General features: G+C 47.2%; 25 protein-coding genes, 3 tRNA genes, 1 pseudogene and 1 CRISPR repeat array. Of the genes and pseudogenes, 15 read left to right on the top strand and 14 right to left on the bottom strand.

Annotation, left to right across the window (positions count from 1 at the left end; all coding sequences use genetic code 11):
* The first annotated feature begins 26 nt into the window (after nucleotides 1-26).
* The 6 genes and pseudogenes from EYM_RS05255 to EYM_RS05230 all read left to right on the top strand — a co-directional run bounded on the left by EYM_RS05255 (nucleotide 27) and on the right by EYM_RS05230 (nucleotide 3,808).
* A complete protein-coding gene (locus EYM_RS05255; RefSeq protein WP_075050002.1) occupies nucleotides 27-560 on the top strand; it encodes a hypothetical protein in 534 nt (177 codons plus the stop codon).
* A gap of 37 nt (nucleotides 561-597) precedes the next feature.
* Nucleotides 598-674: transfer RNA gene (locus EYM_RS05250), tRNA-Val, on the top strand.
* A 476-nt stretch (nucleotides 675-1,150) separates the two neighbouring features.
* A pseudogene (locus EYM_RS07960) lies at nucleotides 1,151-1,497 on the top strand (PaREP1 family protein).
* A gap of 156 nt (nucleotides 1,498-1,653) precedes the next feature.
* Complete coding sequence (locus tag EYM_RS05240) at nucleotides 1,654-2,079, top strand: hypothetical protein (protein ID WP_075050001.1); 426 nt, start codon at nucleotides 1,654-1,656, stop codon at nucleotides 2,077-2,079.
* A gap of 73 nt (nucleotides 2,080-2,152) precedes the next feature.
* Nucleotides 2,153-2,977 carry an S-methyl-5'-thioadenosine phosphorylase gene (locus EYM_RS05235; RefSeq protein WP_075050000.1) on the top strand — a complete coding sequence of 275 codons (825 nt, stop codon included), beginning with the start codon at nucleotides 2,153-2,155 and terminating at the stop codon, nucleotides 2,975-2,977.
* Between the two features lie 39 nt (nucleotides 2,978-3,016).
* On the top strand, nucleotides 3,017-3,808 hold the full coding sequence (locus tag EYM_RS05230) for an A24 family peptidase C-terminal domain-containing protein (protein ID WP_075049999.1): 792 nt from the start codon (nucleotides 3,017-3,019) through the stop codon (nucleotides 3,806-3,808).
* Here the strand turns inward: EYM_RS05230 and EYM_RS05225 are convergent.
* Together EYM_RS05225 and EYM_RS05220 are read right to left on the bottom strand one after the other, a co-directional pair.
* A complete protein-coding gene (locus EYM_RS05225; protein ID WP_075049998.1) occupies nucleotides 3,797-4,252 on the bottom strand; it encodes a helical membrane plugin domain-containing protein in 456 nt (151 codons plus the stop codon). The genes EYM_RS05230 and EYM_RS05225 overlap by 12 nt on opposite strands.
* Nucleotides 4,253-4,262: 10 nt before the next feature.
* Nucleotides 4,263-5,465: an NAD(P)/FAD-dependent oxidoreductase gene (locus EYM_RS05220; RefSeq protein ID WP_075049997.1), complete on the bottom strand. Its 1,203-nt coding sequence runs from the start codon at nucleotides 5,463-5,465 to the stop codon at nucleotides 4,263-4,265.
* Between the two features lie 100 nt (nucleotides 5,466-5,565).
* Here EYM_RS05220 and EYM_RS05215 point away from each other — a divergent pair.
* A tRNA-Arg gene (locus EYM_RS05215) sits at nucleotides 5,566-5,642 on the top strand.
* A 76-nt stretch (nucleotides 5,643-5,718) separates the two neighbouring features.
* On the opposite strand, the gene EYM_RS05210 is transcribed toward EYM_RS05215, so the two are convergent.
* The 4 genes from EYM_RS05210 to EYM_RS05195 all read right to left on the bottom strand — a co-directional run bounded on the left by EYM_RS05210 (nucleotide 5,719) and on the right by EYM_RS05195 (nucleotide 8,021).
* Nucleotides 5,719-6,036, bottom strand: a complete 318-nt coding sequence (locus tag EYM_RS05210) for a hypothetical protein (RefSeq protein WP_075049996.1) — start codon at nucleotides 6,034-6,036, stop codon at nucleotides 5,719-5,721.
* 466 nt (nucleotides 6,037-6,502) lie between these two features.
* Nucleotides 6,503-7,024 carry a PIN domain-containing protein gene (locus tag EYM_RS05205; RefSeq protein ID WP_075049995.1) on the bottom strand — a complete coding sequence of 174 codons (522 nt, stop codon included), beginning with the start codon at nucleotides 7,022-7,024 and terminating at the stop codon, nucleotides 6,503-6,505.
* A complete protein-coding gene (locus EYM_RS05200; protein WP_174500660.1) occupies nucleotides 6,993-7,280 on the bottom strand; it encodes a UPF0175 family protein in 288 nt (95 codons plus the stop codon). Before EYM_RS05200 ends, EYM_RS05205 begins: the two co-directional genes overlap by 32 nt.
* A 645-nt stretch (nucleotides 7,281-7,925) precedes the next feature.
* On the bottom strand, nucleotides 7,926-8,021 hold the full coding sequence (locus EYM_RS05195; protein WP_075049993.1) for an antitoxin family protein: 96 nt from the start codon (nucleotides 8,019-8,021) through the stop codon (nucleotides 7,926-7,928).
* Between the two features lie 269 nt (nucleotides 8,022-8,290).
* Nucleotides 8,291-9,576: direct repeats of the CRISPR family, unit length 26 nt; unit sequence CTTTCTATTCCCTATTGGATCTCTAC.
* Between the two features lie 587 nt (nucleotides 9,577-10,163).
* Here EYM_RS05195 and EYM_RS05190 point away from each other — a divergent pair.
* Genes EYM_RS05190 through EYM_RS05180 form a run of 3 tightly spaced genes read left to right on the top strand, consistent with a single transcriptional unit; the run spans nucleotide 10,164 to nucleotide 12,349 of the window.
* Entirely contained in the window at nucleotides 10,164-10,601 is a 438-nt protein-coding gene (locus EYM_RS05190; protein ID WP_075049992.1) for a gamma-glutamylcyclotransferase family protein, read from the top strand.
* A gap of 6 nt (nucleotides 10,602-10,607) precedes the next feature.
* Complete coding sequence (gene crcB, locus EYM_RS05185; RefSeq protein ID WP_075049991.1) at nucleotides 10,608-11,000, top strand: fluoride efflux transporter CrcB; 393 nt, start codon at nucleotides 10,608-10,610, stop codon at nucleotides 10,998-11,000.
* On the top strand, nucleotides 10,997-12,349 hold the full coding sequence (locus EYM_RS05180) for an amidase family protein (protein ID WP_157058777.1): 1,353 nt from the start codon (nucleotides 10,997-10,999) through the stop codon (nucleotides 12,347-12,349). The genes crcB and EYM_RS05180 overlap by 4 nt, the downstream gene beginning before the upstream one ends.
* Here EYM_RS05180 and EYM_RS05175 read toward each other — a convergent pair.
* Nucleotides 12,312-12,950 (bottom strand): protein-L-isoaspartate(D-aspartate) O-methyltransferase, encoded by a 639-nt coding sequence (locus EYM_RS05175; protein ID WP_075049990.1) that lies wholly within the window; start codon nucleotides 12,948-12,950, stop codon nucleotides 12,312-12,314. The two genes, EYM_RS05180 and EYM_RS05175, sit on opposite strands and share 38 nt — an antisense overlap.
* A 230-nt stretch (nucleotides 12,951-13,180) precedes the next feature.
* On the opposite strand from EYM_RS05175, the gene EYM_RS05170 reads away from it, so the two are divergent.
* Genes EYM_RS05170 through hisS form a run of 4 tightly spaced genes read left to right on the top strand, consistent with a single transcriptional unit; the run spans nucleotide 13,181 to nucleotide 15,548 of the window.
* Nucleotides 13,181-13,471: a hypothetical protein gene (locus tag EYM_RS05170; protein ID WP_075049989.1), complete on the top strand. Its 291-nt coding sequence runs from the start codon at nucleotides 13,181-13,183 to the stop codon at nucleotides 13,469-13,471.
* Between the two features lie 31 nt (nucleotides 13,472-13,502).
* Complete coding sequence (locus EYM_RS05165) at nucleotides 13,503-13,829, top strand: hypothetical protein (RefSeq protein WP_157058776.1); 327 nt, start codon at nucleotides 13,503-13,505, stop codon at nucleotides 13,827-13,829.
* Nucleotides 13,830-13,836: 7 nt separating this feature from the next.
* Nucleotides 13,837-14,268, top strand: coding sequence for a hypothetical protein (locus EYM_RS05160; protein ID WP_075049987.1), 432 nt, complete (start codon nucleotides 13,837-13,839; stop codon nucleotides 14,266-14,268).
* Nucleotides 14,269-14,270: 2 nt separating this feature from the next.
* Nucleotides 14,271-15,548 (top strand): histidine--tRNA ligase, encoded by a 1,278-nt coding sequence (gene hisS / locus EYM_RS05155; protein WP_075049986.1) that lies wholly within the window; start codon nucleotides 14,271-14,273, stop codon nucleotides 15,546-15,548.
* Here the strand turns inward: hisS and rnhB are convergent.
* From rnhB to EYM_RS05130, 5 genes are all read right to left on the bottom strand, one after another.
* A complete protein-coding gene (rnhB, locus tag EYM_RS05150) occupies nucleotides 15,494-16,126 on the bottom strand; it encodes a ribonuclease HII (RefSeq protein WP_075050633.1) in 633 nt (210 codons plus the stop codon). The genes hisS and rnhB overlap by 55 nt on opposite strands.
* A gap of 183 nt (nucleotides 16,127-16,309) precedes the next feature.
* Nucleotides 16,310-16,960, bottom strand: coding sequence for a metallophosphoesterase family protein (locus EYM_RS05145; RefSeq protein WP_075049985.1), 651 nt, complete (start codon nucleotides 16,958-16,960; stop codon nucleotides 16,310-16,312).
* Nucleotides 16,961-17,003: 43 nt separating this feature from the next.
* A tRNA-Ala gene (locus EYM_RS05140) sits at nucleotides 17,004-17,079 on the bottom strand.
* Nucleotides 17,080-17,118: 39 nt separating this feature from the next.
* The gene (locus EYM_RS05135) at nucleotides 17,119-18,876 is read right to left on the bottom strand and encodes an ABC transporter permease (protein ID WP_075049984.1); all 1,758 of its coding nucleotides are present in this window, start codon (nucleotides 18,874-18,876) and stop codon (nucleotides 17,119-17,121) included.
* Between the two features lie 6 nt (nucleotides 18,877-18,882).
* Nucleotides 18,883-20,259: an ABC transporter substrate-binding protein gene (locus EYM_RS05130; protein ID WP_236943406.1), complete on the bottom strand. Its 1,377-nt coding sequence runs from the start codon at nucleotides 20,257-20,259 to the stop codon at nucleotides 18,883-18,885.
* A 205-nt stretch (nucleotides 20,260-20,464) separates the two neighbouring features.
* Here EYM_RS05130 and EYM_RS05125 point away from each other — a divergent pair, with 205 nt between their 5' ends.
* Nucleotides 20,465-22,165 carry a S8 family peptidase gene (locus EYM_RS05125; protein ID WP_157058775.1) on the top strand — a complete coding sequence of 567 codons (1,701 nt, stop codon included), beginning with the start codon at nucleotides 20,465-20,467 and terminating at the stop codon, nucleotides 22,163-22,165.
* Nucleotides 22,166-22,415: 250 nt separating this feature from the next.
* Here the strand turns inward: EYM_RS05125 and EYM_RS05120 are convergent, their stop codons facing one another.
* Complete coding sequence (locus EYM_RS05120; RefSeq protein ID WP_075049982.1) at nucleotides 22,416-24,224, bottom strand: metallophosphoesterase family protein; 1,809 nt, start codon at nucleotides 24,222-24,224, stop codon at nucleotides 22,416-22,418.
* A gap of 34 nt (nucleotides 24,225-24,258) precedes the next feature.
* Nucleotides 24,259-25,368, bottom strand: a complete 1,110-nt coding sequence (locus EYM_RS05115) for a DUF2059 domain-containing protein (RefSeq protein WP_075049981.1) — start codon at nucleotides 25,366-25,368, stop codon at nucleotides 24,259-24,261.
* Nucleotides 25,369-25,397: the final 29 nt, after the last annotated feature.

The following is a 25,397-nucleotide window of genomic DNA, read 5'->3' as shown; positions in this document are numbered from 1 at the left end:
GGATCCACCCTCTGGGAATAGGTGCCTTGAAAGATAAGAAACTTCTCTTGACCTTATTAATTGTTTCAACAGCGATGATAGCTGCCCCCCAAGAGTGCGTTGGCGACTTGAGCGCTCCTTCGCCCAAACTAATAGCTATAGACCACAACCGCCTCCTCATTGAGTCGTTATCGGATCCTTGTACAGTAGCGTTATTGGAAGTAATCTACTCTAAGAATAATTCAACTAAAACTTTACTGAGCACAACGCCCAACGTTAAGACCTTAGATTTCGTTCAAGTCGAGCTACCGGATCCTCCCTATACCTTGACGATAATGTATGCAGATAAGGCGAATAACACTGGTACCCTATCTTGGACTATAACGGCCGAACCCTACACTCTACATCCGTTAGTTACAATGGTCGTTCAAGGCCAATCGGCCGTAGTTCAAATAATGGGACCGCCTCACAAACCCCTACTACCCCAAAGGTACTCCGACCCTCAATTCCAAACGGGCATCCTAACGATCTTGAGCGTACTGGCTTTCGCCTATGGTCTAGTTAGGTTCTTCAAATCATAAAGCTTATAAGCATGAGCCGAGGAGAGCATAACGCGGAGGGCCCGTCGTCTAGCCCGGAAGGACGCCGCCCTGACACGGCGGTAGTCCGGGGTTCAAATCCCCGCGGGCCCACCAAAACACTGATCTATTGATTCTAAGCTAACTGACAGCTTTTAGCGGCGTAATTAATTAGACCACTTCTGAAACAAAGGGTCCTCAAGCCCTGAGCTCTAGTTAATGGCAAGACGGAGCGCTTGAAATACTGATATCCCATATTAGAAATCTATTCTTACTATCACGCATGAGGTTTAAGAGGAGAGGTCTTAGGAGGCTTCGATACCTTCACTGGTCCGCCGCAAGCATCTTCAGCACGTTAGTTCTCAGGAACCCGATTGCAACGCTTTTCTTCGCGCATCTCTAATAGTTCGGGTTACCAAGCTTATTTCTCCCGATGCCGATGCAATTAAAGTAGGTACGAGGAATTGGATCGATCCACCATAGTTGTTCGCGGGCGACTGGCTAAGCGAGTTAAGGAAGAGGCCGAAAGGCTCGGCGTTAATGAGTACTTGGTCGAACTACTCTCTCAAGGCCTCGATCCAAGGAATAGGGCAGTGGAATACATTGAGGCTGCGAAGGGGCTTCTCGAAGAAGCTAGAGACGAACTAAATAAAGGGAACGTTAGACAAGCCGCTGAGAAAGTCTGGGGGCGGCCGCTCTAGCAGTTAAGGCCTACGCTTATTGGAAGGACGGCAAGAGGCTTTCGAGCCACGGAGAATTCTGGGAGTACAAGAGGAGAATTGAGAGGGAGCTCGGTGAGTGGGTAAGCGATTCTTGGTATGCGGCACAAAGCATGCACGTTTGCTTCTACGAGGGGTTGTGCGCCCGAGAGGACGTGGAGACCGCGTTGAAGCGCGTAGAGAGGCTAGTAAAAGGGATAGCCTCTAAAATTGAGAAGTAGGACACCGTGTTCTCATTATTCGGAAAAAATTACTAGTGAAATTGAATTCCATATCGCGTGCGGGGCACAAAACTGCATTGCTTTTAGTTGGGAATTGTGATGGAGTTGGTACCTTAAATATTAGTTGAGGATAGAGTGTTGTGGGGGCTAGTTCGCTTGGCTAGAGTAGTTCTTGAAAAGAAGGGTTCGGATGCAGTCAAGGCATTCGAGGTGATCCACCCTACCCTTGCTAAGACCTTGTTCTCTAATCCAGCAATAGATCCCAACAAGGTTACGTTGAAGAGGTTCGACGAAGGGTCATTGATGTGGATAATAGATCTGGATAGCGAGGAGAAGGCCAAGGCCGTTATGGAATGGTTGAGGGAGAGCGTCGAGAACTTATACGAGCTGTTCGGTTTCTCTAGATATGAGAGAACTAAGATAGGCGGGAGAGACGTTGAAATGGTTTACATGCAATCTGGAAGGGACGAATACCCAGCCGCTTTCTGGTACAAAGACAACAAGCTCTATTGGCTCGAAAGCGGTCCAATAATTGAGGAGTTCAACAGAATACTGGCCGAGGAACTGGAGGAAGAAGAGTAATAATTGAGTACTACAGAACTCGCCTAGAGAATTCTCCCCTACACACCTAAACTTTTAATCGGGACGAGGGCCGTTGAGTAAGTATCCTTTCCCTCCTCAACCGGAAGTTAAGGCCGAAATAGCCGTAATAGGCGGTTCCGGTCTATACGATCCGGAAATACTTAGGAACGTTAAGGAGCTCAAGGTTTACACCCCTTACGGCCTTCCCAGCGATAACGTGATAATAGGGGAGCTAGAAGGTAGGAAGGTAGCGTTCCTGGCTAGGCACGGTAGGGGCCACAAGATACCGCCTCACAAGGTCAACTACAGGGCCAACATATGGGCATTGAAGTCCTTAGGCGTAAAGTACGTAATTAGTGTCTCAGCAGTAGGCAGTTTGAGAGAGGAAATGGAACCCGGTCACTTCGTGGTACCGGACCAGTTCATAGACATGACCAAGAAAAGGGAGTACACGTTCTTCGATGGTCCCGTGGTCGCTCACGTGAGTATGGCCGAACCCTTCTGTAATACCCTAAGGAAGGTCGCAATTGAAAGCGCTAAGAAGCTTGGAATAAAGGTTCACGAGAAGGGTACCTACATATGTATAGAGGGACCTAGGTTCTCAACGAAGGCCGAGAGTTTCGTTTGGAAGAACGTTTTCAAGGCAGACGTAATCGGTATGACCCTAGTACCCGAAGTTAACTTAGCTTGCGAGGCGCAGATGTGTTACGCTACCATTGCAATGGTCACCGATTACGACGTATGGGCAGAGAGACCCGTTACTGCGCAAGAAGTAATAGAAACGATGCAAAGGAACGTAGAGAACGCCAAGAAGCTCCTATACGAAATGATTCCCAAGTTACCCAGCGAACCGGAAGAGTGCTCTTGTTGCAATTCCTTAGAGACTGCCTTACTGTAAATTACCTCTCCCCCCAAATTTCCTTTACCGGAGTAAGCTTTGGTCAAGGACGTAATTTTCGGTTTAGAAATTTCCAAGTTAGTTCTAGCATTAGGCGTTATGGGTTACGCGGCCTATTCGGACCTAAAGACTAGGGAGATAGAGCCCAAGCTGTGGTTGACCGGGATTATAGGAGCGGCGCTGACTCTAATTGAGCTCTATCTCGTGAGCGGTCTATCGGTTGCATTATTCAAATTGCTTCTATTGGAGCTAGTTTTCTCGCTTATAATATTTCCCTTCCTCTACGTGAGCTACAAAATGGCGATGCTGGGCGGCGCTGACATGCTAGCATACTTGTTCCTAAGCCTAACTGTTCCGTGGTACCCACTGTTCCTAGGATTGAGGGCGATAACTCCAGTTCCCATATTAACCCTACTCCACGCAACGATTCTGGCCATTCTAATTGCATTGGTGAGGTTGATATCTAACCTCCTCAATCCGGAGTTCAGGAAGTTCTTGAAGGAAAACAAAATAGGTCTTTTAGGAACGTTACATTACGGGCTTAGCGGCAAGGTCATGAAGGCGAAGGAATACCTCAGAACTGATTTCTGGTACCTAATACATGAAATAGAGAATGGTATTGTTAAAAAGGAATTGAGGAAGAGGGTTTCGATAGACGAGGAACCGGAGGACCACAGGAAAGCAGTTAAGAATAGCATTGAAAAAGGAATTATAAGGGAGGACCAATACCTAATGGTTACCTACGCGACGCCTTTCTTGGTCTACATGACCTTAGGTTTCCTCGCAACCTTAGTAATAGGAGATTATTGGGTTAGGGCGTTATTTGAGTGAAGCCTTTTCCCTCAAGCACCTTCCTAAGGACTTCGCTATCGCTAACATCAATGCGAGTCCTATTCCTATGTCGGGATCCTTCATTACTTTCAACAAACCTCCCAACCCAACAGGCTTCAGTTCCTTCAACAGCTTCGGGTTATCCAAGGCCTTTACTGCGCATTCGTTGATGTACTCGACGTTCTCCTTAAATACTATTGGATCCACGTATTCCAGTGCGTTTAGAGCCCCGTCAGCTGCTGCCATTGCGTGATGTAATCTCCTATCGTTCAAGCCTAATTCCATTAGTTCCTCGGACATATCGGCCAAAGCTATTATCATGTCTAGCATGCCGTTTTCCTTCAATTTCGCGAGAGCATCTATTAACCTCTCGAGGGCCTTGGTGGCTTCCTCGACTTTCTCGACTTCTAAGTTGGTAATTGGGTTACCCTTACCTTCCGCCATTTCCATCACCTCACTTTAAGGATTCTATCCAACCTAAGTAAAACGAGAGCTTCATGAACTTGATGAAGGGATTAGATGCACTTACGTACATTTGCTGTCTGGCCGTTCCATCTCCATTATCGTAAACATCGAAGCTGACCAAGTAGCCGGTAGGACCGAAGTCCGTTACGGCCACTATTTGCTCAGGGAACGGAACGCTTGCCTTTACGCCAGTGAGGTCCGCAATTAGTCCATCTGCAGCGGCTATTGCGGCAGCGTGGGTGAAAATACCAGCGATTGGTAGGCCTACTGAAGGCATCGCGGAGTCCGTTGGAACGAATATCTCATCGTAGTGGGGGTTACGGAAGCTCGGGAAGGTCGTTCTCAACGCCTTGGGATTCGCAACCAGTTCGTCAACTCCTTCGACTGCCTTAGGCACTCTAACTGGGGGCACGTAGATCAACAAGTCGTATCCCAACGTTTCGCCGTTCTGGAATATGATTTTCTTCGGTTCAATTCTCTCTACGTTCTTACCAGTTACGTACTTTATCCCCATTCTGTCGTGGAGTCTCTTGAATTGCCTCGCAACGTCCTTAAAGGCACCGAATATTTGCTCGTCCGTCATTGTGTGGACTAAGGTTACGCTGTAGTTCCTTCCCTTCCTCTGAGCCAAGTACTTGAGCCTGCCTACCACTTCGAAGGGGTAGCACCCACACCTATAAGGTATTTCGGGAGTCAGAACTACTATGTTACCTCCCTTGAACTTCGCTAAGGCCTCCTTCATCTTCAAGGCTCCTTCTAGGGAGTAATTGTGGTAACCGTACTCCGCCAGTCCGGGAATAACCTCTGGAGCGTTCCTAGTTCCCATACAGAGGAACAAGTAATCGTAGGTGAAGCTCTTACCGCTTTTAGTCATAACGAGCCTATTTGCCGGATCTACCTTAACAACTTCATCGAGAACGAACTTAGCGTTGTACCTCTTGGCGATGTTCTCGGCCGGAGCGCGAATCTTATCAACGGTTACCTCGCCCAGGGCCAAGTCCGCAAAGAGCGGGGGGAAATAGTGCCATTGATCATTAGTAATTATAGTCATATCTAGTTGATCCTGAATTTCAGGAGGACCTTCTCTAAGCCTCCTAATGGCGACGAGCGTACATGGTCCTGCGCCCAGGAACAATACCTTTTTCATTGCTATCGCTATAGGAACATACATTAATATCTTAGTATCTTTCACTAGAATTAATCAACTGAATAGCCCTTTTTACTGTTAGATAGAGCTAACGCTCAGCATTTTAGATTCCCGTAACCTCCCAAAACAAATAGGGAAGGATTGCGGCCCCGTAGCTCAGCCAGGAGGAGCGCGGGCCTCCGGAGCCCGTGGTCCCGGGTTCAAATCCCGGCGGGGCCGCCACGTAAATACCCTATATATAAATATTTCTCTTCTGTCCCGAGTAAGTTTTTATACCTCTGGGACTACTCCAAAATCCTTAAGGAGGCTTGGGACAGTTAGGGAAAGTGCCGCAACATCGATCTCGATATTGAGTAGAGAAGGGAGGTTCTGCGATGCTTGCCACTTTATCCTTGGGGTGAGTAGATAAGGAAGCCACGTCAAACCTTTCGATAATGCCAACAGCATGTATACCTCGAATCCCTAGCTCGGCTCTCAAGGCACCAGTGATCTGGCCGTAGCGAAGCACTTTATAGGAGGGGCGGAACATTCCTCCCTTAAACCGCTCTCCAAGGATCATAGCAAGGGATTCGAGCAGATACTCGTAGAGTAGACCTCGATGCTTTTTCTCAAGCATCTTAGAGGCCTCATGGACTATCGCCTTTCAAACTCCAATGGCGTTCTTAGGAGTTGCAAATTAACGTTCCTTTATTCTCTATTGCTCTATCGAGCGTCCGTTTTTCTCCCGATTAATTCCCGTGAGCGATAGAAAAACGTAGAGATCAAACTCCCTATACGTTATTTCAACAATGCCTCTCCTAATACCAGTATACGCCAGTGCTCGTGAAACGGGTACTTACCATGGTGATTTCCAAACCTTATAGTCTCAGCGCCTTCTAGAGTATATCGATTGAATTACTGATGGTTCCTTTTTAATTCCTTGTCTTAATTTATCTAGCATATCCTCCAAGTTGCGCTTTAAGTTCTTTAAGGAATAGTTTACCTATGTCATGGACTCAGCAGCGTGAGACCAGTCATAGTTCTGCGAGGCGGTAACAGCCTCCCGTACACGTATCTTAATGATAGCTGATTAGATAAGGTTTTTAGTACTCACCTAACTCCCTAAGGAATTCTTCAAGAATTCCCGTTGATACCCAGAAGCCGCTCTCTACGAGTTCGGTTACTATCGGTTTCACCTCTGGGATTATGCCGTTATACTTGGCTAGTGCTAGTACGCCCAGCACGCCCATAACCTGTAGCCCAAGCTCTTTCGCCAGGCTTCTAGCGTCACGGTCGTCGATGAGCAATACGTCTGCATCAACCTCTAGTGCTAGTGTTATCGCTTCTGCCTCACCATCATCAACAAGCTCTTTGAGAAGCATTGCCAGCCTTCTATCACGCACCTCCTTTACGCGGATAAACCCTGCCCTCAACACCTTCTCGCGGCCAAGTTTGCCCTCAACCGTTACCTCTCTCCAAACAGCCTCGGGTACGATGATCTTCCCGAAGAGCTTCTCAAGGAGGTCTAGGCGGCATATTCTAGCAAGTGCAATAATAACACTTGAATCAGAGACAACAATTAAATTCGAATCTCTAGTATCGTTGCTTTCTCGCTCTCTCCGCAAGTTTCTTGGCGACCTCCAGATCCTCTCTTAGCTCCTCTTCGCCATAGCGTATCGGTATTCTCTCCCGGGCTAGTAGTTCTAGGAAATCCCACTTCGATAGCCCTGCTATTCTACGGGCCTGGCCCAGATTGGCTATACCCTTCTCGTAGAGCCTCAGAGCTAACTCTATCCTAAGTCTCTCCTCAAGCTCACCTGGAGGAATCCTAAGATTCTCTGGAACCTCAATTACAACTCGCTTAATACCAACCTTAGTCACTTTAGCTCCCTCTACAAACAGTGTATTCATGAAAGCTATTAATTCTAGCAGTCCCCAGCAACAAGACCAACTTTAACGAAACCACGTCCTTGGACTAACTGTCTCCTATACCTAGATAATTGGTGTAAAAACTTATCAGTACTGTTTCAAACTATCATCAACTAGTGGAACAATTGTTTATGAGTGTTGGCCTTCGGAGCCCGTGGTCCCGGGTTCAAATTCCGGCCGCTGCGCCACTTATACCTCTACGTAAAGTTTCTCTTTATGAAGAGCAAGTTTCAACTTTAAATTACTGTAGGAGCCCATATTGGTTCACACTCTACTTAGAATTACCTTGATAACCTATTGACGAGTTAAGGGACTACTTTGAGCTAATTGAACTTGTACGTCAGAGCTACGACGAAGTCGCTCAGCGCAAGGTTATACTACCTTATAGTCTCTCTCGTGACTCTACGTTATTTCAGTTAAGGATATATCGAAATAAAGACGTTAGTATCAATAAGTTTCATTATCGTGTTTTCCAAGCTATACTTTATAGCCTCTCGAACTTCGACTTCGAGCAGTAGCTCCTCTATCTCCTAATTGCTGTTTTGCTGAGTATTCAACAGCGCTTCCTAAGCCACCTAACCCTATCTTCGGAGGTCTCTAGCCTACTATTACCTCGTCGTCTCCTCTGAGTTCCACTGGATCCAGTAGCTTCAGAACGCCCTTTTCATACCTAGCTTTAACCGTCCTCGACAATCCTACGCACCCTTGTCAAGTATAGCCTAATGGATCATCTACTCTTTTCCAGGCTATGTAATTACTAGAGTTATTCTCATCAACAGTTTTTCTCTGAAGACAACGTTTGTTGGTATCGGAGTTCAAGGGGCGGAATTTTCGGGTTCAGAATCCCAACCGGTCCCTCGTACAAGTGGTATTACGCGAAGCTCCCTTCCTACAGAGATATTTGCAAGGGTCTACATCCTATGAGGTCCCCTACGTAGCAATAAAGTCCACTACTCTTCCTCCTTTCTATTCCCTATTGGGATTCTACAAGAGCTCTGGACCGAACACGACGCTGAACGAATACTCGGCCCCTTTCTATTCCATATTGGGATTCTACTCGAATATTATGAAAGGTGGGGGAATTGCACTCCCACCTTCTTTCTATTCCCTATTGGGATTCTACGAAATTGTTTTCGAGTATATACACGAATATGACATTTACGGCTTTCTATTCCCTATTGGATCTCTACAACATTACCGAGGCGCTTCTTTTCGTTTACCTCATCGATAGCTTTCTATTCCCTATTGGATCTCTACGAGCTAATCGATGCGCTTAAAGAAGCCTCGCTGAATTTGATCTTTCTATTCCCTATTGGATCTCTACCAAGTGCACACTACTAATATTCGGTGACCGGGATGGCACTTTCTATTCCCTATTGGATCTCTACTTCTTCGATAAGAAGAGCTTAGCATATTTATTGTCTAGACTTTCTATTCCCTATTGGATCTCTACGCCCATTCTTTCTTGTCTAAGAGAATTCTCGCTAGAGCTTCTTTCTATTCCCTATTGGATCTCTACAGACCACATTCGATCTGTGCGAGGTTATGGAGACAATGCGGACTTTCTATTCCCTATTGGATCTCTACACGTTCGACTTGCCCCTCCTCCTTGTTGCGGAGGTGGCTTTCTATTCCCTATTGGATCTCTACTAGTGCTATTGTATTACGAGCTTCCGGATCAGAGCGAGCTTTCTATTCCCTATTGGATCTCTACAAAATATTCATTCTCCTTTAGGAACTTTCGTATCTTGTCCTTCCTTTCTATTCCCTATTGGATCTCTACGCCTAAAGAACTTCATTGAGATACTCGAAGAACTAGAACTTTCTATTCCCTATTGGATCTCTACATAATCACGCTCGAGGATATAGCGGAAGGAGCGGTTGCGGGCTTTCTATTCCCTATTGGATCTCTACAAAGTTAACGAAACTCGGTACGTTTACGTTGAAGTTGTTCCTTTCTATTCCCTATTGGATCTCTACTTACTGCCACCGCTACCGCCTCCTCCAGAATGAAATAGCTTTCTATTCCCTATTGGATCTCTACACTTAAAAGTGTACATGAGTAATAGGACATGAGGAGAGCGAAATCTTTCTATTCCCTATTGGATCTCTACTTAAAAAGGAGGTGATAAGGAGTGATCCTATCGGACGGACTTTCTATTCCCTATTGGATCTCTACTGTGTGTAGTTGTATAGTGGTTGTGGTTGTAGTAGTGGTAGTGCTTTCTATTCCCTATTGGATCTCTACCGTTGCCCTCCTATTTAAACAAACCAATTCTCCATCTTTTAACCCTTTCCTTAGCTCTCCTTTCCACAACCATACCTTTCCTCTTCGAATATCAACCCATTTGGTTGTCCAATATATGCATGTATGTACTTGTATAAGGTAGGCTGGAGTAGAAATCCCCATGATCATTGGAGTTCTCATGATCGCTTATTAACCCATCTAAGCTCCTTCTCATTGTAAAGATCGATCTTGAAAGGACCTTGTACTGATGGTCTAAACTCTGGATTGGTAAATCTTGTTTGGTTTTGCAAATACAATGCTAATTGATTGAATCCAAATGGAATTGAGCATTGGGAAGTCTGGTAGAAACTAAAGGTGCTTAAGGAGACCATTGTTTCTGAGTTCAAATGGTTAAGGTTGAGGAAATGAGAGAATTAATTGTGAGTAAATGGAAAAATGAATTTGGACAAGAGGTGGAGATGGGCATTCACCATGGGATGGTGAATGAGATAGATGAATAAAAGAATTGAAAATTATCAACTTTTACTACAAATGAAATGAAAGTTCTAAATTTCGTCCATTATCAAATTAATTGAGGTAAACGGAAGATGGCCAACGTTGAACCGACGGAGTTCTTGTTTACCTACGGGACCTTAATGAGGGGATGTCCAACGCACGACGTACTCGTGGAGGCCGGTGCAGTCTTCTTGGCTACAGCAGTCACAACCGAAAGACATACCCTCTACGAAATTAAGGTCAACGACGAGAGGTATCCCGCCCTCTTGGTAAACGGCGGAGAACACTACGTTGAAGGAGAACTCTATCTCATACCCCAAAGCGGGCTCGAGAAGCTGGACGTGTACGAAGGAGTAACTGAGGGTGAATACATTAGGACCAAGCTTAAAGTACTGAGGAAAGACTTGAATAAAGTAGTAGAAGCGTTCGCTTACGTAATAGATCCGGAGGAATTGGAGAAGCTGATAGCTGAAGGGAAGGCCAAGCCTTTAGTAAGCCTAAAAGGCGACGTCGTTCGATGGGAATGTTGATGTGCAATGGAAGCGCTGATATGGGTTGCCTTGGGGGGTGCGTTCGGAGCGGTAGCTAGGTACTACTTCTACAAGTTTCTCCCCAAACCGCTCGATTTCCCCTTGGCTACCTTCACAGTTAACGCAATAGCTAGCTTCGTTCTCGGATTCGTTCTCGGACTCTTCGAATATCAGAGGGGGTTGCCGGATCAGTTCAAACTGGCCGTTGCGACCGGTTTTTGCGGGGCCTTGAGCACCTTCAGTACCTTCGTGGCCGACGACTATTTCCTATTAATGGATGGAAACTGGTTGATGGCCGCAATATATACTGCAGTTAGTATAGTCGTTGGAATCGCCCTAGTTAAAGCGGGCGATCAGTTCGCATACTTGCTTTTGAATGGGCGGGGCGGAATGCCTTGACGGGCGAATTGATGAATTTGGACGGTTTCGAGGCGCTAATGGAAGAGCTCTCCAAAGACGATCTTAACTCGTTCATAACTTTGAGACGAACTGAGGACGTAATAAGGGAAGCGAGGGAGCTTTCGGAAAGAGGTATTGAGCCTAAGCCGATTACAATTAAGGACAACATTTCCACAAAGGGTATCAGGACCACAGCTGGCTCCAAAATGCTCTCCAACTACTTCCCCCCGTTCGATGCTACCGTTGTTGAGAAGCTTAGGGAGAGAGGCTACGTAATTGTTGGAAAGACGAACATGGACGAGTTCGCAATGGGTACTACCGGCGAAACTAGCGCGTTCGGTCCTACTCTCAATCCCTTAGATAAGAGCTTGGTCCCTGGGGGATCCTCTTCCGGCGCCGGTGCGTCGGCAGCAAGGTACTGTTTACCGGGTCTAGGAAGCGATACTGGAGGATCCGTAAGGGCCCCAGGGGCTTGGTGCGGAGTTTATTCCTTAAAGCCAACTTACGGCGCGGTATCTAGGTTCGGTTTGATTCCATACGCCGACTCGCTAGACCAAATATCGCCTATGGCGCCTTCAGTAGATCAACTGGAAGAGCTATTCCTAACTATTACGGGGAAAGATCCGAGGGACGGAACCTCTACAGACTACGACTTCGCGAAGAGCGATGAGGTCTCATTCGTCGTCCCTGAGAACGTCTTGGAACACGTAGATAATGACGTGAGGGCCTCCTTCGAGGCGTTCGCGAAGAAGTTGGATAACGTGGAGTATGAGAAGATAGAGGTTCTCGAGTTCGCGCTACCAGCGTATTACGTTATAGCACTAGCGGAAGCTTCCAGTAACCTCTCCCGGTACGATGGCATTAGGTACGGACCTCCTCCCGAAGAGCTTCCGAGGAGGGTAGAGAACTTCTACGAATACATTGCAGAGGTAAGGGGTAAGTTCTTCGGCTGGGAAGTGAAGAGGAGGATAGCCATGGGTTCCATAGTCCTCTCAGCGGGCTATAGCGAGGAAATTTACTTGAAAGCGCTGAAAGTCCGGAGGCTGGTGTACGAGAAATTAATGGAAACGATGAGGGGCAATAGGCTCATACTAACCCCAACCATGCCTAAGAAGCCGCCTCAATTGGGTAAGAAGTGGAAACCTAGTGAGCTCTACGCAATGGACTTGCTAACCGTTCCAGCCAACTTGGCCGGTCTCCCAGCAGGGAACGCGCCTATAGAAGACGGCGTGGGCGTTCAAGTAATGGGTCCGAAGGCGTACGACGTAGTTATACTAAGCGTTCTCAAGGAGTTCTCTAAAATTAGCGGCTTCACTCCTCTGTGCCAGAGAGTAAGGGGACGAACATAACTGGTAAGAGCCTCTCTACGATAACTTTTCCGTCCTTCCCTTTGATGACTCTCAGTAAAACTTGACCGCCCCAGTCCTCTACTGGTATAACCATTACTCCTCCGGGCTTCAGTTGTTCCACTAACTCCATTGGAATCTCCTTAGCAGCGGCAGTAACTATTATTTTATCGAAAGGCGCGAATTGAGGTAGCCCTTTGGAACCGTCCCCAACGAACACCTTTACCCTATTACCGTACCCTAACTTCTCTAATCGCTCCTTGGCCTTCTCCGCCAACTCCCTTATTCTCTCAATTGTATATACTTTCCCTTCGGGCCCAACTATTTCGGCCAGTACTGCAGCGTTGTACCCGGAACCGGTGCCTATTTCCAAGACCTTGTCTCCCCTCTTCACCCCAGCTGCCTCTATCATGTAAGCGACCATGTGTGGTGCGCTAATCGTTTGACCTCTTCCGATAGGTAAAGGTCTGTCTTCGTAGGCGTAAGGCCTCAGCTCCTCTGGCACGAACTCCTCTCTGGGTACCTTCAACATGGCCTCCGCCACTTCCTTTCTCCTTATATAACCTTCTCTAATTAGCTTCTCAATCAGCTGATACTTGTCCATTTCCCTTCCCATTAATTAGTGTCAAAGAGAGGTTTATTGGTAGCTGGGACGACTCGTTTTTGGTTATCGAGGAGACGTTAGCAATTGAGGAGAACTCGTGTAAACTGTTGTCCTGATTGAAGTACTGCTCAATGATAACGATCCATTATAAAGGCAATAAGTTTTCGGCTGCTACGCTAGTGCCGAGGAAGCTCTAAAGGAATTAGAAGAATGAGTAGTAAGAGAATTGGATGAAGAGTTCCCTCGAAAACTTAGTTAACGCCTTCAATAGGGTGTTTGAAACGCTTGGGGAGGGAAGACCGTTCGAGCTCGGGAGCCTCAAGCTAGTCAGAAACGTTAACGAGGACGTATTAGAGGAACTCCGAAAAGCGTTCACCGAAGAATTAGATGACCTATTTAAGGACATCGATTACAAGAAGGCACTAACGCTGTTCTTAGCAACTATAAATAGAGACAGTGAGATCTCCATCAGAGGGATGCTTGGGAGGCCACATTTGCTACGAGGAGGGACGCAAATATGATGGAACAGTGTTGCTCGGTTCTTCGGATATTTTGAACAGTCACGTAGGAAGCTTGTTCGCCTACGCTTCTCTGCCTATAGGGTATAGGTATTGTTTGGAGGACGAGAGTACCAATAAATGTAAAGAGGCTCGGAAGGGATTTTGGAGATCCCTCCGAGGCGCGTTGGAATGCTTGAGCAAACAGCTCAAGAAAAGGGAAGCGGTATACAGTTCTCTCACGGAACTTAGCGCTAGCGGAAGGGGCCTTTTAAAAATAGATTTAAACTTAGAAGAGATCGAGGAAGCGTGCTCTCAAGACCTAAGCGGTTCGTGGAACGTTAGAATTAAACTTGATAGGAAGCTACTACCTCCTAGGTAGTTGAGTCTTGAAAATTCCTCTGAGCGTTCAGAATCCACCGTCGCTCCCTTCCCCATCCCTCCCTCAAGGAGGCAACTTAAACGAAATGTTTCCGATGATGGACGTAATTAAATTACTTACTAACGCCACCCTTAAGTTGACCACGAAGGTGAAGGCCTTGGAGGCGAAAACCAACGCCCTTCAGGAGGCGATCAACGCAATTAACGCGACCGTAATAGGTAGCATAAAAACAATGGAAGTAAGTATCATGAACATGAACAAGGCTATGATCAACCTAAGCGATACAATGGTTAAGATGACTGAAAGCATGAGCAAAATGATGGACGTTTTAACGAACCTTCAAAATTCCGTGAATAACCTACTGTTCATAAATCAAGTTCTATTAGTGATGATAGTGGTACTCGTAATAATGCTCGCATACAAGCTCCTCTGGGCGTAGGGATGAAGCTCAACGTAGAGCCCTTGAGAGGTTTCAGAGACATAATAGGTTCCGAAGCCCTGTACCTAGAAACCGTTACCAAAAAGAGCGAGGAATTGGCGAGAAGATGGGGCTTCGATAGGATCTTCCTGCCAACAGTTGAGAGGTTCGAGCTATTCTCATTAAAGAGTGGAGAGGAAATAAGGAGGACGATGTTCGTTTTTAAGGATAAAGCCAAGAGGGAGGTAACCCTAAGGCCCGAAGCTACTGCTTCAGTAGTTAGGGCCTATTTAAATAAAATGAGGGGCTTACCTAAGCCGATTAAGGTTTTTTCTATAGTGAACGTCTTTAGGTACGATGAGCCTCAGTTCGCAAGGTACAGGGAATTCTATCAGGCCGACTTCGAGGTATTGGGTTCCCCATCGCCCTTAGCCGATGCCGAGCTTATCACAATGCTCTACGAGTTCTACAGTGAGTTGGACCTACCCTTCAAAGTAATCGTTGGGAGCGTTAAGTTGCTTCGGGAAATATTATCGAAAGAGGGCATAGAAGGAGATGACCAAGACCACGCAATGCACTTAATAGATAAGGGGCTTTTGAGGGAGCTCGAAGATTTCTTAAGGGAGAAGGCGAAGGAGCCCGAAAGGGCCATAGAAGTAATAGAAACCCTCATAGGGATCGAGGGAGGAGTTGAAGCGATAAGGGAGGGACTGGAGGTCGCTAAGGAGTACGGCGTAAGCGAGGCCAAGGACTTGGAGGAAGTAGCGAGCTACTTGCCAGACGACGTTTTAAAGAAGTGCGTCTTCAAGGTAGGTTTCGCGAGGGGCTTGGCTTACTATACCGGCTTAATTTACGAGGTGAAAGTAGAGGACTTCCCAGTTTCGGTAGCGGGCGGTGGTAGATACGACGCCTTAAGCGAAATATACGGAGGCGAGAGGCTCCCAGCGACGGGGTTTGCCATAGGCTTGGATAGGACAGCACTAGCTTTAGAGAAATATGGAAAGGACGTTAAGTGGAAGAGGGAAGTTGCTGTAATCCCACTGGCGCCCGAGGTCGCCAAGACTGCTTTGGAAGTTCAGAGGAAATTGGCGCGCTTGGGCCTTCACTCAACCCTTCTAGACGACTTCAAGTCCCTGAAAAAGGCGCTTTCATACGTTTCTGAGAAGGACTTCAAGTGGGTCGTAATAATAGGTAAGAAGGACTACGAAGAGGGAATGGTAACGATTAAGAACATGGAAACTAGGCGTCAAAGCAAGTGTCCTTTAGATGGCTTGCTGGATTGCTTACTAGCAACCCTCTGAACTGTTTTCCACTTCCTCCTCACTATCGGCGCTTCCAAGTTCAATGCTAACCACTTCCTCGTTTTAGGATCCGATGGGTAGCCCGACCCGAAGTCCCCGTAAAGCGCCCTTAGCGCCCTTACGTGCTCCTCTCTCTTCTCTTTAGCTAAGATACTGGCAGCCGAAACGGCTGGATACTTGCTGTCCGCTCCCTTCTCCACTACTACCCTATCCGCTAACTCCCTCAGTTCCTCCAACTGCCTCTTCCCGTTACCTACCACGTCCGCTATAACTAAGTCTACCTTCCCTATTTCCCTTAATACGTTAGCTAAGGCCTCTTTCATGGCTTTAATAGTGAGCTCGTTCAAGTTACCCTCGTTTATAGACTCCACGGATACTTCCACTATTGAGTAAGCCAAGGCGACCCTCTCTACGACCCCTCTCAAAAGGGCCCTCTTATTTGGAGTTAGTTTCTTACTGTCCCTTATCCCAAGCGACTCCAGCTTCCCTATGTCTTCCTCCCTTAAGGCCACTGCTACAACGAACATATTGCCTACTACCGGCCCCCTTCCGGCCTCGTCTATTCCAATGACGATCAAGTCCCTCGTTCCGATGCTTCCTACTGAAGGTCCAAACAAATATACTTCTCACGGGACTATCGAGTACTGAGGCCCTCCAGGGGCTCCGAAGTCCGCCGAAGGAAGCGGTCGATGAGAGTCCCTGGCGCCCCTAGGCACCTAATTTATTAACGCTTCTCCGAAGCTTCTTCGGAGCCGGGTCGTCTAGCGGCCAAGGATGCGGGGCTCTGGCCCACCGCTTCCCGGCTCGACCCCCTCCCCACACTCAATTTCCTTGATGTCTCGAAGTAAGGCGAAACCACCAACAGACGTATCTACGTGCACTAGCCTCGTCTCCCCGTAGTTTCCGATTTTACACTTGAATGCGTGTAAGTGACCTATTAAGGCTACCTTGGGCCTCACTTCAACGAGAGCCCTCAGTGCGCTCAAAGTAGCCTCGTTTTTCCATATTCTACCGAAAAAGGATGGAAGGAAGGGGACTTCGTGCGTTAGGTATAGGTCTACTTTCCCCTTTATCGCTAGAGCCCATTTCAAGAACTCCTCCGGTTTCTTTCTGGGCACGCCCTTCTTGTTGGGGGTCCCCTTGGGACTGATTATTCCGTTAACGCCACCTACCTTTATACCCCTTACGTTTACTACCTCTCCATCTCTTATGAGGTAAAAATATTTCTCTAATTTATCGATATCGTCGTTGTTACCGTGGATAGTGTAAACGGCATCGAACGCCTCGGATACCTTACGGAAGAAATCGGATGGACAGAAGTCCCAATCGCCACTGCTCACTATGACCTTTGAAAGCTTAGCTACTTTGAGCACCGATTCGTTGCAATGAACGTCGCTAACTAGGGCAATCATTCCGGAGAACCGGGGAGTGGAGCAGTGAAGGGAATTTGAGTGTTGGTGGACCCGCCGGGATTTGAACCCGGGACCTCCGCCTTGCGAGGGCGGCGCTCTTCCAGCTGAGCTACGGGCCCCGTATCGGGTCTCGAGATTTTTTACTAATAAGTTTAACTTCAATAGGCTAATACGTGCAACTTCCTTATTAAAGCGAAGACTATCGCCTCTATTACCATTAATATAACTGCCATGCTAGCCGCTACCGCTTGAGGTTGCGCTCCAACGAAGCTAGGTGATTGAATTAGTCTCATTATCACGAAGGTTATGGGTCCAGCGTGATTCGGATCCACTATGTCTCCACCCAGCGCTCCAATGGTAACGCTAACGCTGACTTCACTCAATATATAGATTGATGAGAGCATTAACCCAGATATCAAGCCTCTCTTTACTAGGGGCAACACTACTTCCCTCAAAACTATTGTTTTACTGGCCCCCAATGACTCGGCCACTTCCTCTAATTGCTTGGGCGTTTGCAAGAGCGCGGTAAATACGGATCTAACTGTAAACGGCATCTTCCTAGTCGCGTACGCTATTACTAGCGTTAACGCTGGGAAGGTTATTGGATCGAGCACTGTTCCCGGAGCTACCGAGTGAAGGAACGTGAAGTATCCGAAGGCCATTACCAAGCCCGGAACGGCCAAGGGAGCTGTAGCCAGCAGATCGAGTAATTCCATGCCTTTAACCCTAGCAGTCAAGTAAGCTGAAGCGAACCCAAAGAACGCTAGTATGGGTAGAGAGAACGCCAAGTAGGTGACGCTGTTCACTATACCTCTGAAGACGCCTTCCTTCGAGAACAATAACTCGAAGTTGTGTAAGGTGAAGCCCTTAGGGAGGGCACCTACCCACTTCTCAGAGAACGCGAGCACGAATATTCCTATTTGGGGCGCTACGGCGGCTATCAGTATGGGTAATATTAAGAGGTAGGCGGCAACGTATCCCTTTAAACCTAGTTCCATCTTTTTAAACGGTCTCGAAGCGCCCTTGGAGATCTTGGCGTAGTATCTCAAGCTCAAGTACCTTCTAATTAAGAGTACGGGAGTTATCGCAAACACTAGCATTAAAAACGCCAAGGCCGAGGCGGAAGTTCCACCTATCGCTGCGTACTCTTGGAAGAACTCGTACACTTGGTAAGACATCACGTTTTTGAAGTTGAAGACTATTGGGGCTCCAACGTCCTCTAGGCTTAATATGTATACGAGCACTGCTCCCGCTAGTATACCGGGGGTGGCCAAAGGCAGTATCACTTTCCTAATTAAGGTAAAGCCCTTAGCTCCTAAGCTGAAACCTTGTTCTATTAGGCTACCGTCTATGCTGTTTATCACCGCTAGAACGTTAACGTACACTATTGGGAAGAACGCCAGGGTCTGCGCTAGGGCTATCCCCCCTAGGCCAGTGAAGCCTATCGTCACGTTGAACCCGAGGGTCTTCAACAAGTAGCTTAAGGTGTTGCCTTGAATATTGAATCCGTAGAGGAGCTTAGTCACGTAAGCGTTAACGAAGGGAGCTACTAAGAGCGGTATCCAGACTAGCGTTGAGAACAACCTCTTGCCTCTAAAATTGTAGAGACCAATCAGTAGCGCGAGGGAGGTTCCTATTAAGGTGGCGAAGAAAGTTACAATCGCAGCGTTGATCAAGCTGTTAAGTATTATTCCCATGTCCACGCCCTTTATTACAATGAAAGTCCTCTTCCCAAACGTCCTAACGTCGATGGGATTGCCTATAGGGTTTAGGTTTACGTAGAAGCGATTGCTCAAAATGCTCCAATCGAAACTAAATGCTGACGAAAGAACTGACAGCAGAGGCGCTAAGAACGAAAAGGTCAAATAAGCGAGCGTAACTAAAAGGAGGGCCGTTAGTAGCCTACTTCCCTTCAATTAGCATTAACCGATGGAGGAAATCACGCCTAAGTATTTTACCCTTGCTCCCTCCCTCCAAGCGTTCATGAACTTATCCATGTCTTCGGGATGGTTCATTAGGTAGCTGTTAACTTTAATAGCGTAATCAATTGTGAAGGTCTCAGTCTTGCCAGTTAATGGGTCCTTGAAGGTTGGGAAGGAGGTTAGCTCGTCCTTTAGCCTCTGGAATTCCGCTTGAGATATTCTGTGCTCGACGTAGTACGCGTTCAATAATTCAGTCCAAGCCCTCTGTAAGAGGTCGTGTAAGTCTACTAACGTGGCCTTGAAGTACATCCTCATTGCGTCTTCGTACTGGAGAGCTAGAGTATCGTTGAAGTTCATTGACTTAGATTTAGTTATCATTTGATAGGCTTGGTAAAGGTCTTGCCTGCTCTTTCCTAGCGGAGTATTGAACACGTTGGGGTTAGCTGGCAACCTGTTTATGTCCGGCGAGAGCCATATTGCTTGACCGTCCGTAAGCACCCACGCTAAGAAGGCCTCGGCCGCCTTGGGGTTCTTCGTGGATACGGTGATTGCTATTGGGTCACCGTTCACAATGGTCTCGCCCGGTGGGGCGACGTAAACGCAAGCCGGGTTCTGCTTGTGGGCAGTGTAGCCGTAGAAGTCTATGGTTATACCAACCATTATCTCCCCGTTCATAACTGCGTCCCTAACAGCACTGCTGCCGGAGTAAACCTTCGAGTTAGCTGCCATTAGCGTGAGTAGTTTCCAACCTTCGTCCCATCCGTAAGCTTGCAGAATTATTTCGTACATTCTAGTGTTGCTAGTGCTCATTGTTGGGTCCGCTATACCCGAAACGGGAACTCCTACTTGGAGCATTAGGAGACCGAGTTCGTCTGAGCCTAGGTCCCTCCAAGATTTGAGCTTGGTCCAATCGTAGCCGAGTTGTTCGGCAACCTCGGTGTTTATAGTAAAGCCGAAGCTAGAGATAGCTGCAGCTACCCAATAGATCTTCCCATCCTTAATTCTTTTTAATGGAACACCGGCTAGGGTGTCCGGAACTTGCGAAGCGGCTTGGAGCGCTAGGGCAGTCTCGATTGGTTTGAGCAAGTTGGCCTTGAAGAGAGTGTCGAATTGCGTTGGACCTCCTCCCCAAGCCACGTCAACCGGATGGGACTTGATGTAGTAAGGCCACCATCCAGGCGGTAATTGCACGAACTTTATGTTGGATATACAGAATTCCTTAGCGTACTTCGAGTTAAGGAACGCGTCCCTAGCCGCTTCTAGTATCTCCGTTGGATGCCTCGAGAGAACTACTAACGTAACGCTTTTAGAACATTGAGCGAAAACGGAAGCCGAGACCATAATTAAGAGAACTAACGACAAGGATTTCTTTAACAAGGGTCTTGCCCGTGAATTACGAATTCACACAGTGGTAATAAACTACGCTTAATACGCAAGTTGATTTGAGAAATTCGTTCGGACGTTCAGATAATAGAGCAATAATGCTTAATAGAGACTGAGAGCGTCAATAATGAACGAAAGAAGTGAGTGTCATTGAAGAGAGTTGCGATACTCTCGGTTAGTTCTAATAGCTTTACTAAGCGTGGTTAATTCATATAAGATCGTATATACCGGAGGCGACTTAGCGAACAAGGCAATAGTTATATGCAATAAAGAAATGAGAGTCGTTCCCGAAGCTCAGTTAGACGTAATAGCCAAGGCTAGCGAAAGCAACTGCGTTCCAGAGGTTATACGCGTTTACAGCCTCTCTATAGTACTGCCAGAAGAGAACGATATTAAAGAAGCGTTGCCTTACGTTAGCGAAGGTCCGATAAGCGATAGCGAAACGCCGTGGCAACTAGATGAGGACCACATGAACGTAACTAGCTTATTGGAAGCAGGACCGGAAAGCAGTAGGGAAATCGGCGTTATTGTAATAGATACCGGAATCGCGAGGAACCTACCGGAACCGATTAGGAGCGCTATAGATTACGAGAACGGGGTAGCGTTAACTACCTTCATTGACCACCTAATCTCAAATGGTGTATGCGACGATAGCGGCCAAGTTAGGTTTAGTAACGAAACCTATATCCAGACGGACCTAGGTACGTATTACCAGTTACCCACTACCGTGACCTTTAAATATTGCCTCAAGAAATTCCAGTCCTCCAACGTTACCGCTATATACCTACAAGCAATGAACGTAAGCGATCAAGTAGGTCACGGGACCTTCGTTGCTTCCCAAATAGTAGGGGAGTTCGAAGGAGTTTACAAATACCTCTTCGAGGGAGCTCCCTATATAGGTCAAATAAGCGGTACGGAGTTAGTATCTAAAGTATTTACGGGGATCGCGCCCCCGTCCATAGGCGTCAAGGTACGAATCATCCCAATAAAGGCAGATTTTCTCGAAATATGGATAGATGGGGTATATTCAACGCTAGACGAGTATCTAAATAACGCAAGCCGAACGGAAGGTGGTAAAGTTTACCTAGATAATTCATTCCTCCATGGAGGCGCCTTCGATGACTATACGTTGGAAGAGGCTTCTAGAGTTGCGGTACAATTGGCAAGGGAAGGAAAGGCTAAGGTAGTCAACATGAGTTTAGGCCGATGGCGCAATAGCAGAGACGATTTGGAAAACTCTTGTAGAAGCATTATTGATCCCATGGTGAGGAACGGTTTAACGGTCGTTGTAGCTGCGGGAAACGAAGGACGCGACATTAAGGCGTACAACGGGGTACACGATGAGTACGAATGGCCAGCTCAATGCGAAGGCGTAATTCCGGTCAGCGCGTTTGAAGTAACCAATGGTCTAGCATCTTTCTCGAATTACGATCCTGCAACGTTCGCCGCTCCCGGGGGCTTGGTACTCGGCATATACACGGCTTCGTCTTACCTAGGAGGCTCAATTAGCGGAGAACCGGTTTACGGTTACGTTGAGTCTGAGAACTCGGAAAAGTTCGTACTAGCGTTTAGCAGTGGAACCAGCTACGCTGCCCCGGAAGTTGCGGGCGCTATTGCATACTTATACGCGCTGAACTTCACTCTAGACGACATCAAGAAGCACGCTAGAGACGTTGGTTTGAGAGGCTTCGATAAGTACTCGGGTTACGGTTACCCTGCCCTCGGTGACTACATCGGAGCAGCTAATGAAGCTCAAGACGCTGCAATCACGACTGAAACAGTAACTGTCACGCTCACGCCAGATGCCTCTGACATGGAAATACCGGCCATATGGCTAGGTTCACCATTGTTCGTTAAAGTAGTGAGGAGATTGAGGAAGGGTAAGAGTTCGGTAAATTGAGCATTTTAAATAAATTTTTAATATCGGTCAATTGAATCACTTAGAATTGTTTTCGTTTTCCTTATTCACGCGACTTTACCGTTCGTAAAGGGGTTTCGTAGCTCGAGTAGTAGTTAAAGCGGTAACACCTAGAATGATAATTTAGTGTAGAACTACGTATCCTTACGTAGAATATGTAAGCGGTCGAGCAGTTTACAATTTTTATGGGGAGATGATCTACAAGGAGAAACTAAACGTTAAAAAAGTTGATCTATATAAGTAGAAAGGCTGCAATGATTACTAGGAGTATTGCTGCCGCTACTAGAGGTACGGGAACTTGAGTTTGTGCGGAAGGTACTTCTTTAGTTATAGTTGACGTCGTGGTAGTTGTTGTCGCCACTTGGGTTACTTCGCCTACTTTTACTTGGAAGCTCTTTTGAGTCAAGTGTCCCTTGAAGTCCATAGCACTTATGGTTACGTTTAGGATGCCGTTCTTGCGTATCGGCATTAAATTCAGTTTGTACTTCTTAGTCTGGCTGTAGAGAACGTACTCGCCTTGGGCTACGCCGCTAAGCTTGACCTTAACCTCCGCAACACCCCATCCACTATCAGTTACTTCGAAACGTAACTGGAACGGCTTGTAAGGGGAAATCGAGGTAGGAGTCTTTACTTTAATTACCGGTGCTTCAGCGTCGTCCTCCTTGTAAACGGCCATTACGTAGACTTGGTTTAGCTTCGGTGCAGGGAACTTAGCGTAGTACGTACATCCGCCGGGCGTGCATTCCTTCCAAGTGGCTATCGCGCCGGGAGCGTAGATACCGTAGCCTTCTCCCTTGCTCGGAACGGCGAGGATTAACTGAGGTAATAATTTCTCTAGCCTAGGGTCAACCAGCTTGAAGGTAACTGCGGAGACGTCATCAGAGAACTTGTAGTGGGAGTACACTCCTTCTAGGCTGTAGCTGGCGTTCCTTTCCCATGGCTTACCGAAACCGTACGCCTCTACGTGACGATCCTTTACGCGAATTATTCTGAAGCCGTGATAGTCGCCTTCCCTAACTGGACCGCCTTGAGTAGTAGTGGTTATGAAGTAAGCTTTGCCGTAAGTAGTTTTGACCTCCGCGTAGCTATCCACGTGTATGTGGCCACTCAAAGTTAATGTAGTTTCGCCTTCGTATATTCCTTTTATAAAGGTCTTTAGGGCGTCTTCATTTTGAAGCCAGCTAGTATAGATGTAAGGGAACCGCGAGTTAGGGGGCTTCGACAAGAGCAAATCGTAGAGCTCTTCCCAACTGTTTGCCGTGAAGGAGTGAGGTTTCGGATCGTATACGTAAGCGAACAGTGGGTGATGGAACATCACTACTTTGTTCTTGGCCTTACTGGTCGTTAGGATCGAGTAAGCCCACTTCGCTTGATCTAGGGAGATGTAACCATCTGCTCCAGAGTCTACTGCGAGGAACAAGAACTCATCGAATTCCCTATACCACTTCCTAGGCCCAACTATTTCCGAGTAGAAGTCCCTCATTCCGAGTGCGTCGTGGTTTCCGGGAACTACTAGGAGAGGCTTAGTTAGTAACGAGAACACTTCCTTGTTTATTTGGTATTGGTATGGCATCGATGTATCCGCTATGTCACCAGTGTTAACTACTAAATTGACGTTAGGATCGCTGTTCGCTATTATTACTGAAGCCATTAGGTATTCCCTCGCCGGTCTATCGGTAAACACGCCTATGTGGGTGTCAGTCACGTGCATCAAGGTGACTTCCTTCAACTCCTTCGTTACCCATACTGCATTGGGCTGGTAACAAGTTCCCTCTTCGGTTTCAACCACTAAGTCGTACAGGCCTTCGGGAACGTTAGTTAGCCCGAATTCGACGCTTCCTTGGCTTTGGCTGGAAACGGTTAACACGTAGTTGCCATCGCTATTTACTAGGTATGCGGAAAGTACCTTCCCAGTGATCGACGCCGTGAAGTGACCGTTCGGATCGGTTATTGCTGGAACGGCCCACGTTGGGTCGCTTATCTTACAAGAAGCGAGGAGGAAGTACGCGAGAAGGGAAACGACTAGGATGCTTCTCTTCAATCCGCCTTTACCGTGAAAGTAGAAAAATGGGGGTTTATATGAAGTGTAGAATTACTGCTAAGGCTATAGCTAGTACGGCTAAGGCTATCGATGCTTGAATCATGGTGTTGTAAGCGCTTAACTGCTGGTTTACCTTAGAGGCTACGTTGTTTACCGTTAAGTTAGAGAGGTCTAGCATGCTTCCTAGCTCGGCCTTGTAGTCTAAGCCCCATAGGAATACGTTCCTTACGAACCTTGGACCGTCTAATGCTAGTCCGTGATAGCGGAAGCTTACCATTGGCTGGTATCCTCCGTAGGGGCTTTCACCGCTAGCTATTACCACGCTGTACGGAGCCTTGTCGCCCATCACTTGAGCGGCCATTAAGACGAACTTACCAGTTTCGCCTACAGTGTGAGCTTGACCGAAGTCGCCTGGAGCGCCGGGCTTGGTAGGTTGATGCTCAACGATTCTGCCGTTCTCAGTAGTAGTTACTAGTACGACAACGTCGTTAGGTAACTCATCGGTTAGCTTGTGCCAAGTTTCGTTCTCATCGACCCAAGCGACAGCGCCGGGACCGTGGAAGAGGACCTTGTGAGCTCCTAAACCTACTAAGTAGGAATCGTAAGCACCGGATGGGTTAACTATTCCTATTACCCTGTACGGCCTTCCGGCGTTGCTGACTGTGTCCTCAACGCTTACGTAGTCCAACCTCAACTTCGAGCCTATTGCCTCAAAGACGTCGTTGCAAGCGTGTTGGGCTATTTCCATTACGCCGCCTTGGGCTGGGTAATCGCTATCGCCAGCACACCATAGGAGCTTCTGACCACCTTTGAACCAATCTGCTATTGCCTTAAGTTCATCCTCAGAGAAGGTCTTGGTTGGTTGGCCTATTATTACGCCGTCTACCTTCTTTAAGGCCTCTACTACTTCCTTAGAAGCGAAGTTGCCTACTATTACCTCGGGAACGATGCTACAAGGCGGCAATTGGTAGTCCTCTTGCGGTACTAGCACTATCCAGTGGGTTTCGGGCATAGTCTTCATGAAAGCGCATAGACCGTGAGCGTTTTCGCCGTGAGACAAGTCAGCGAGGAGGACGGGAGACGCTGGTCGAGCAGCGAAGGAAAGAGCTACTAAAAGCAGACCTAGGGCGAGAGTTTTCTTCAAAACAATCCACCTTCATGGGGAGAATCGAA

It is taken from the genome of Ignicoccus islandicus DSM 13165 (assembly GCF_001481685.1).
In the GTDB taxonomy this organism is placed as follows: Archaea; Thermoproteota; Thermoprotei_A; order Sulfolobales; family Ignicoccaceae; genus Ignicoccus; species Ignicoccus islandicus.
This window is presented reverse-complemented; position numbering and strand designations above follow the sequence as displayed.

Bases quoted from the DNA above. Each gene is read 5' to 3' on its own strand.
- EYM_RS05225 (WP_075049998.1), bottom strand. From the start codon at position 4,252: ATGGCGGAAGGTAAGGGTAACCCAATTACCAACTTAGAAGTCGAGAAA.
- EYM_RS05210 (WP_075049996.1), bottom strand. From the start codon at position 6,036: ATGCTTGAGAAAAAGCATCGAGGTCTACTCTACGAGTATCTGCTCGAA.
- EYM_RS05190 (WP_075049992.1), top strand. From the start codon at position 10,164: ATGGCCAACGTTGAACCGACGGAGTTCTTGTTTACCTACGGGACCTTA.
- crcB (WP_075049991.1), top strand. From the start codon at position 10,608: ATGGAAGCGCTGATATGGGTTGCCTTGGGGGGTGCGTTCGGAGCGGTA.
- EYM_RS05175 (WP_075049990.1), bottom strand. From the start codon at position 12,950: ATGGACAAGTATCAGCTGATTGAGAAGCTAATTAGAGAAGGTTATATA.
- EYM_RS05170 (WP_075049989.1), top strand. From the start codon at position 13,181: ATGAAGAGTTCCCTCGAAAACTTAGTTAACGCCTTCAATAGGGTGTTT.
- hisS (WP_075049986.1), top strand. From the start codon at position 14,271: ATGAAGCTCAACGTAGAGCCCTTGAGAGGTTTCAGAGACATAATAGGT.
- EYM_RS05145 (WP_075049985.1), bottom strand. From the start codon at position 16,960: ATGATTGCCCTAGTTAGCGACGTTCATTGCAACGAATCGGTGCTCAAA.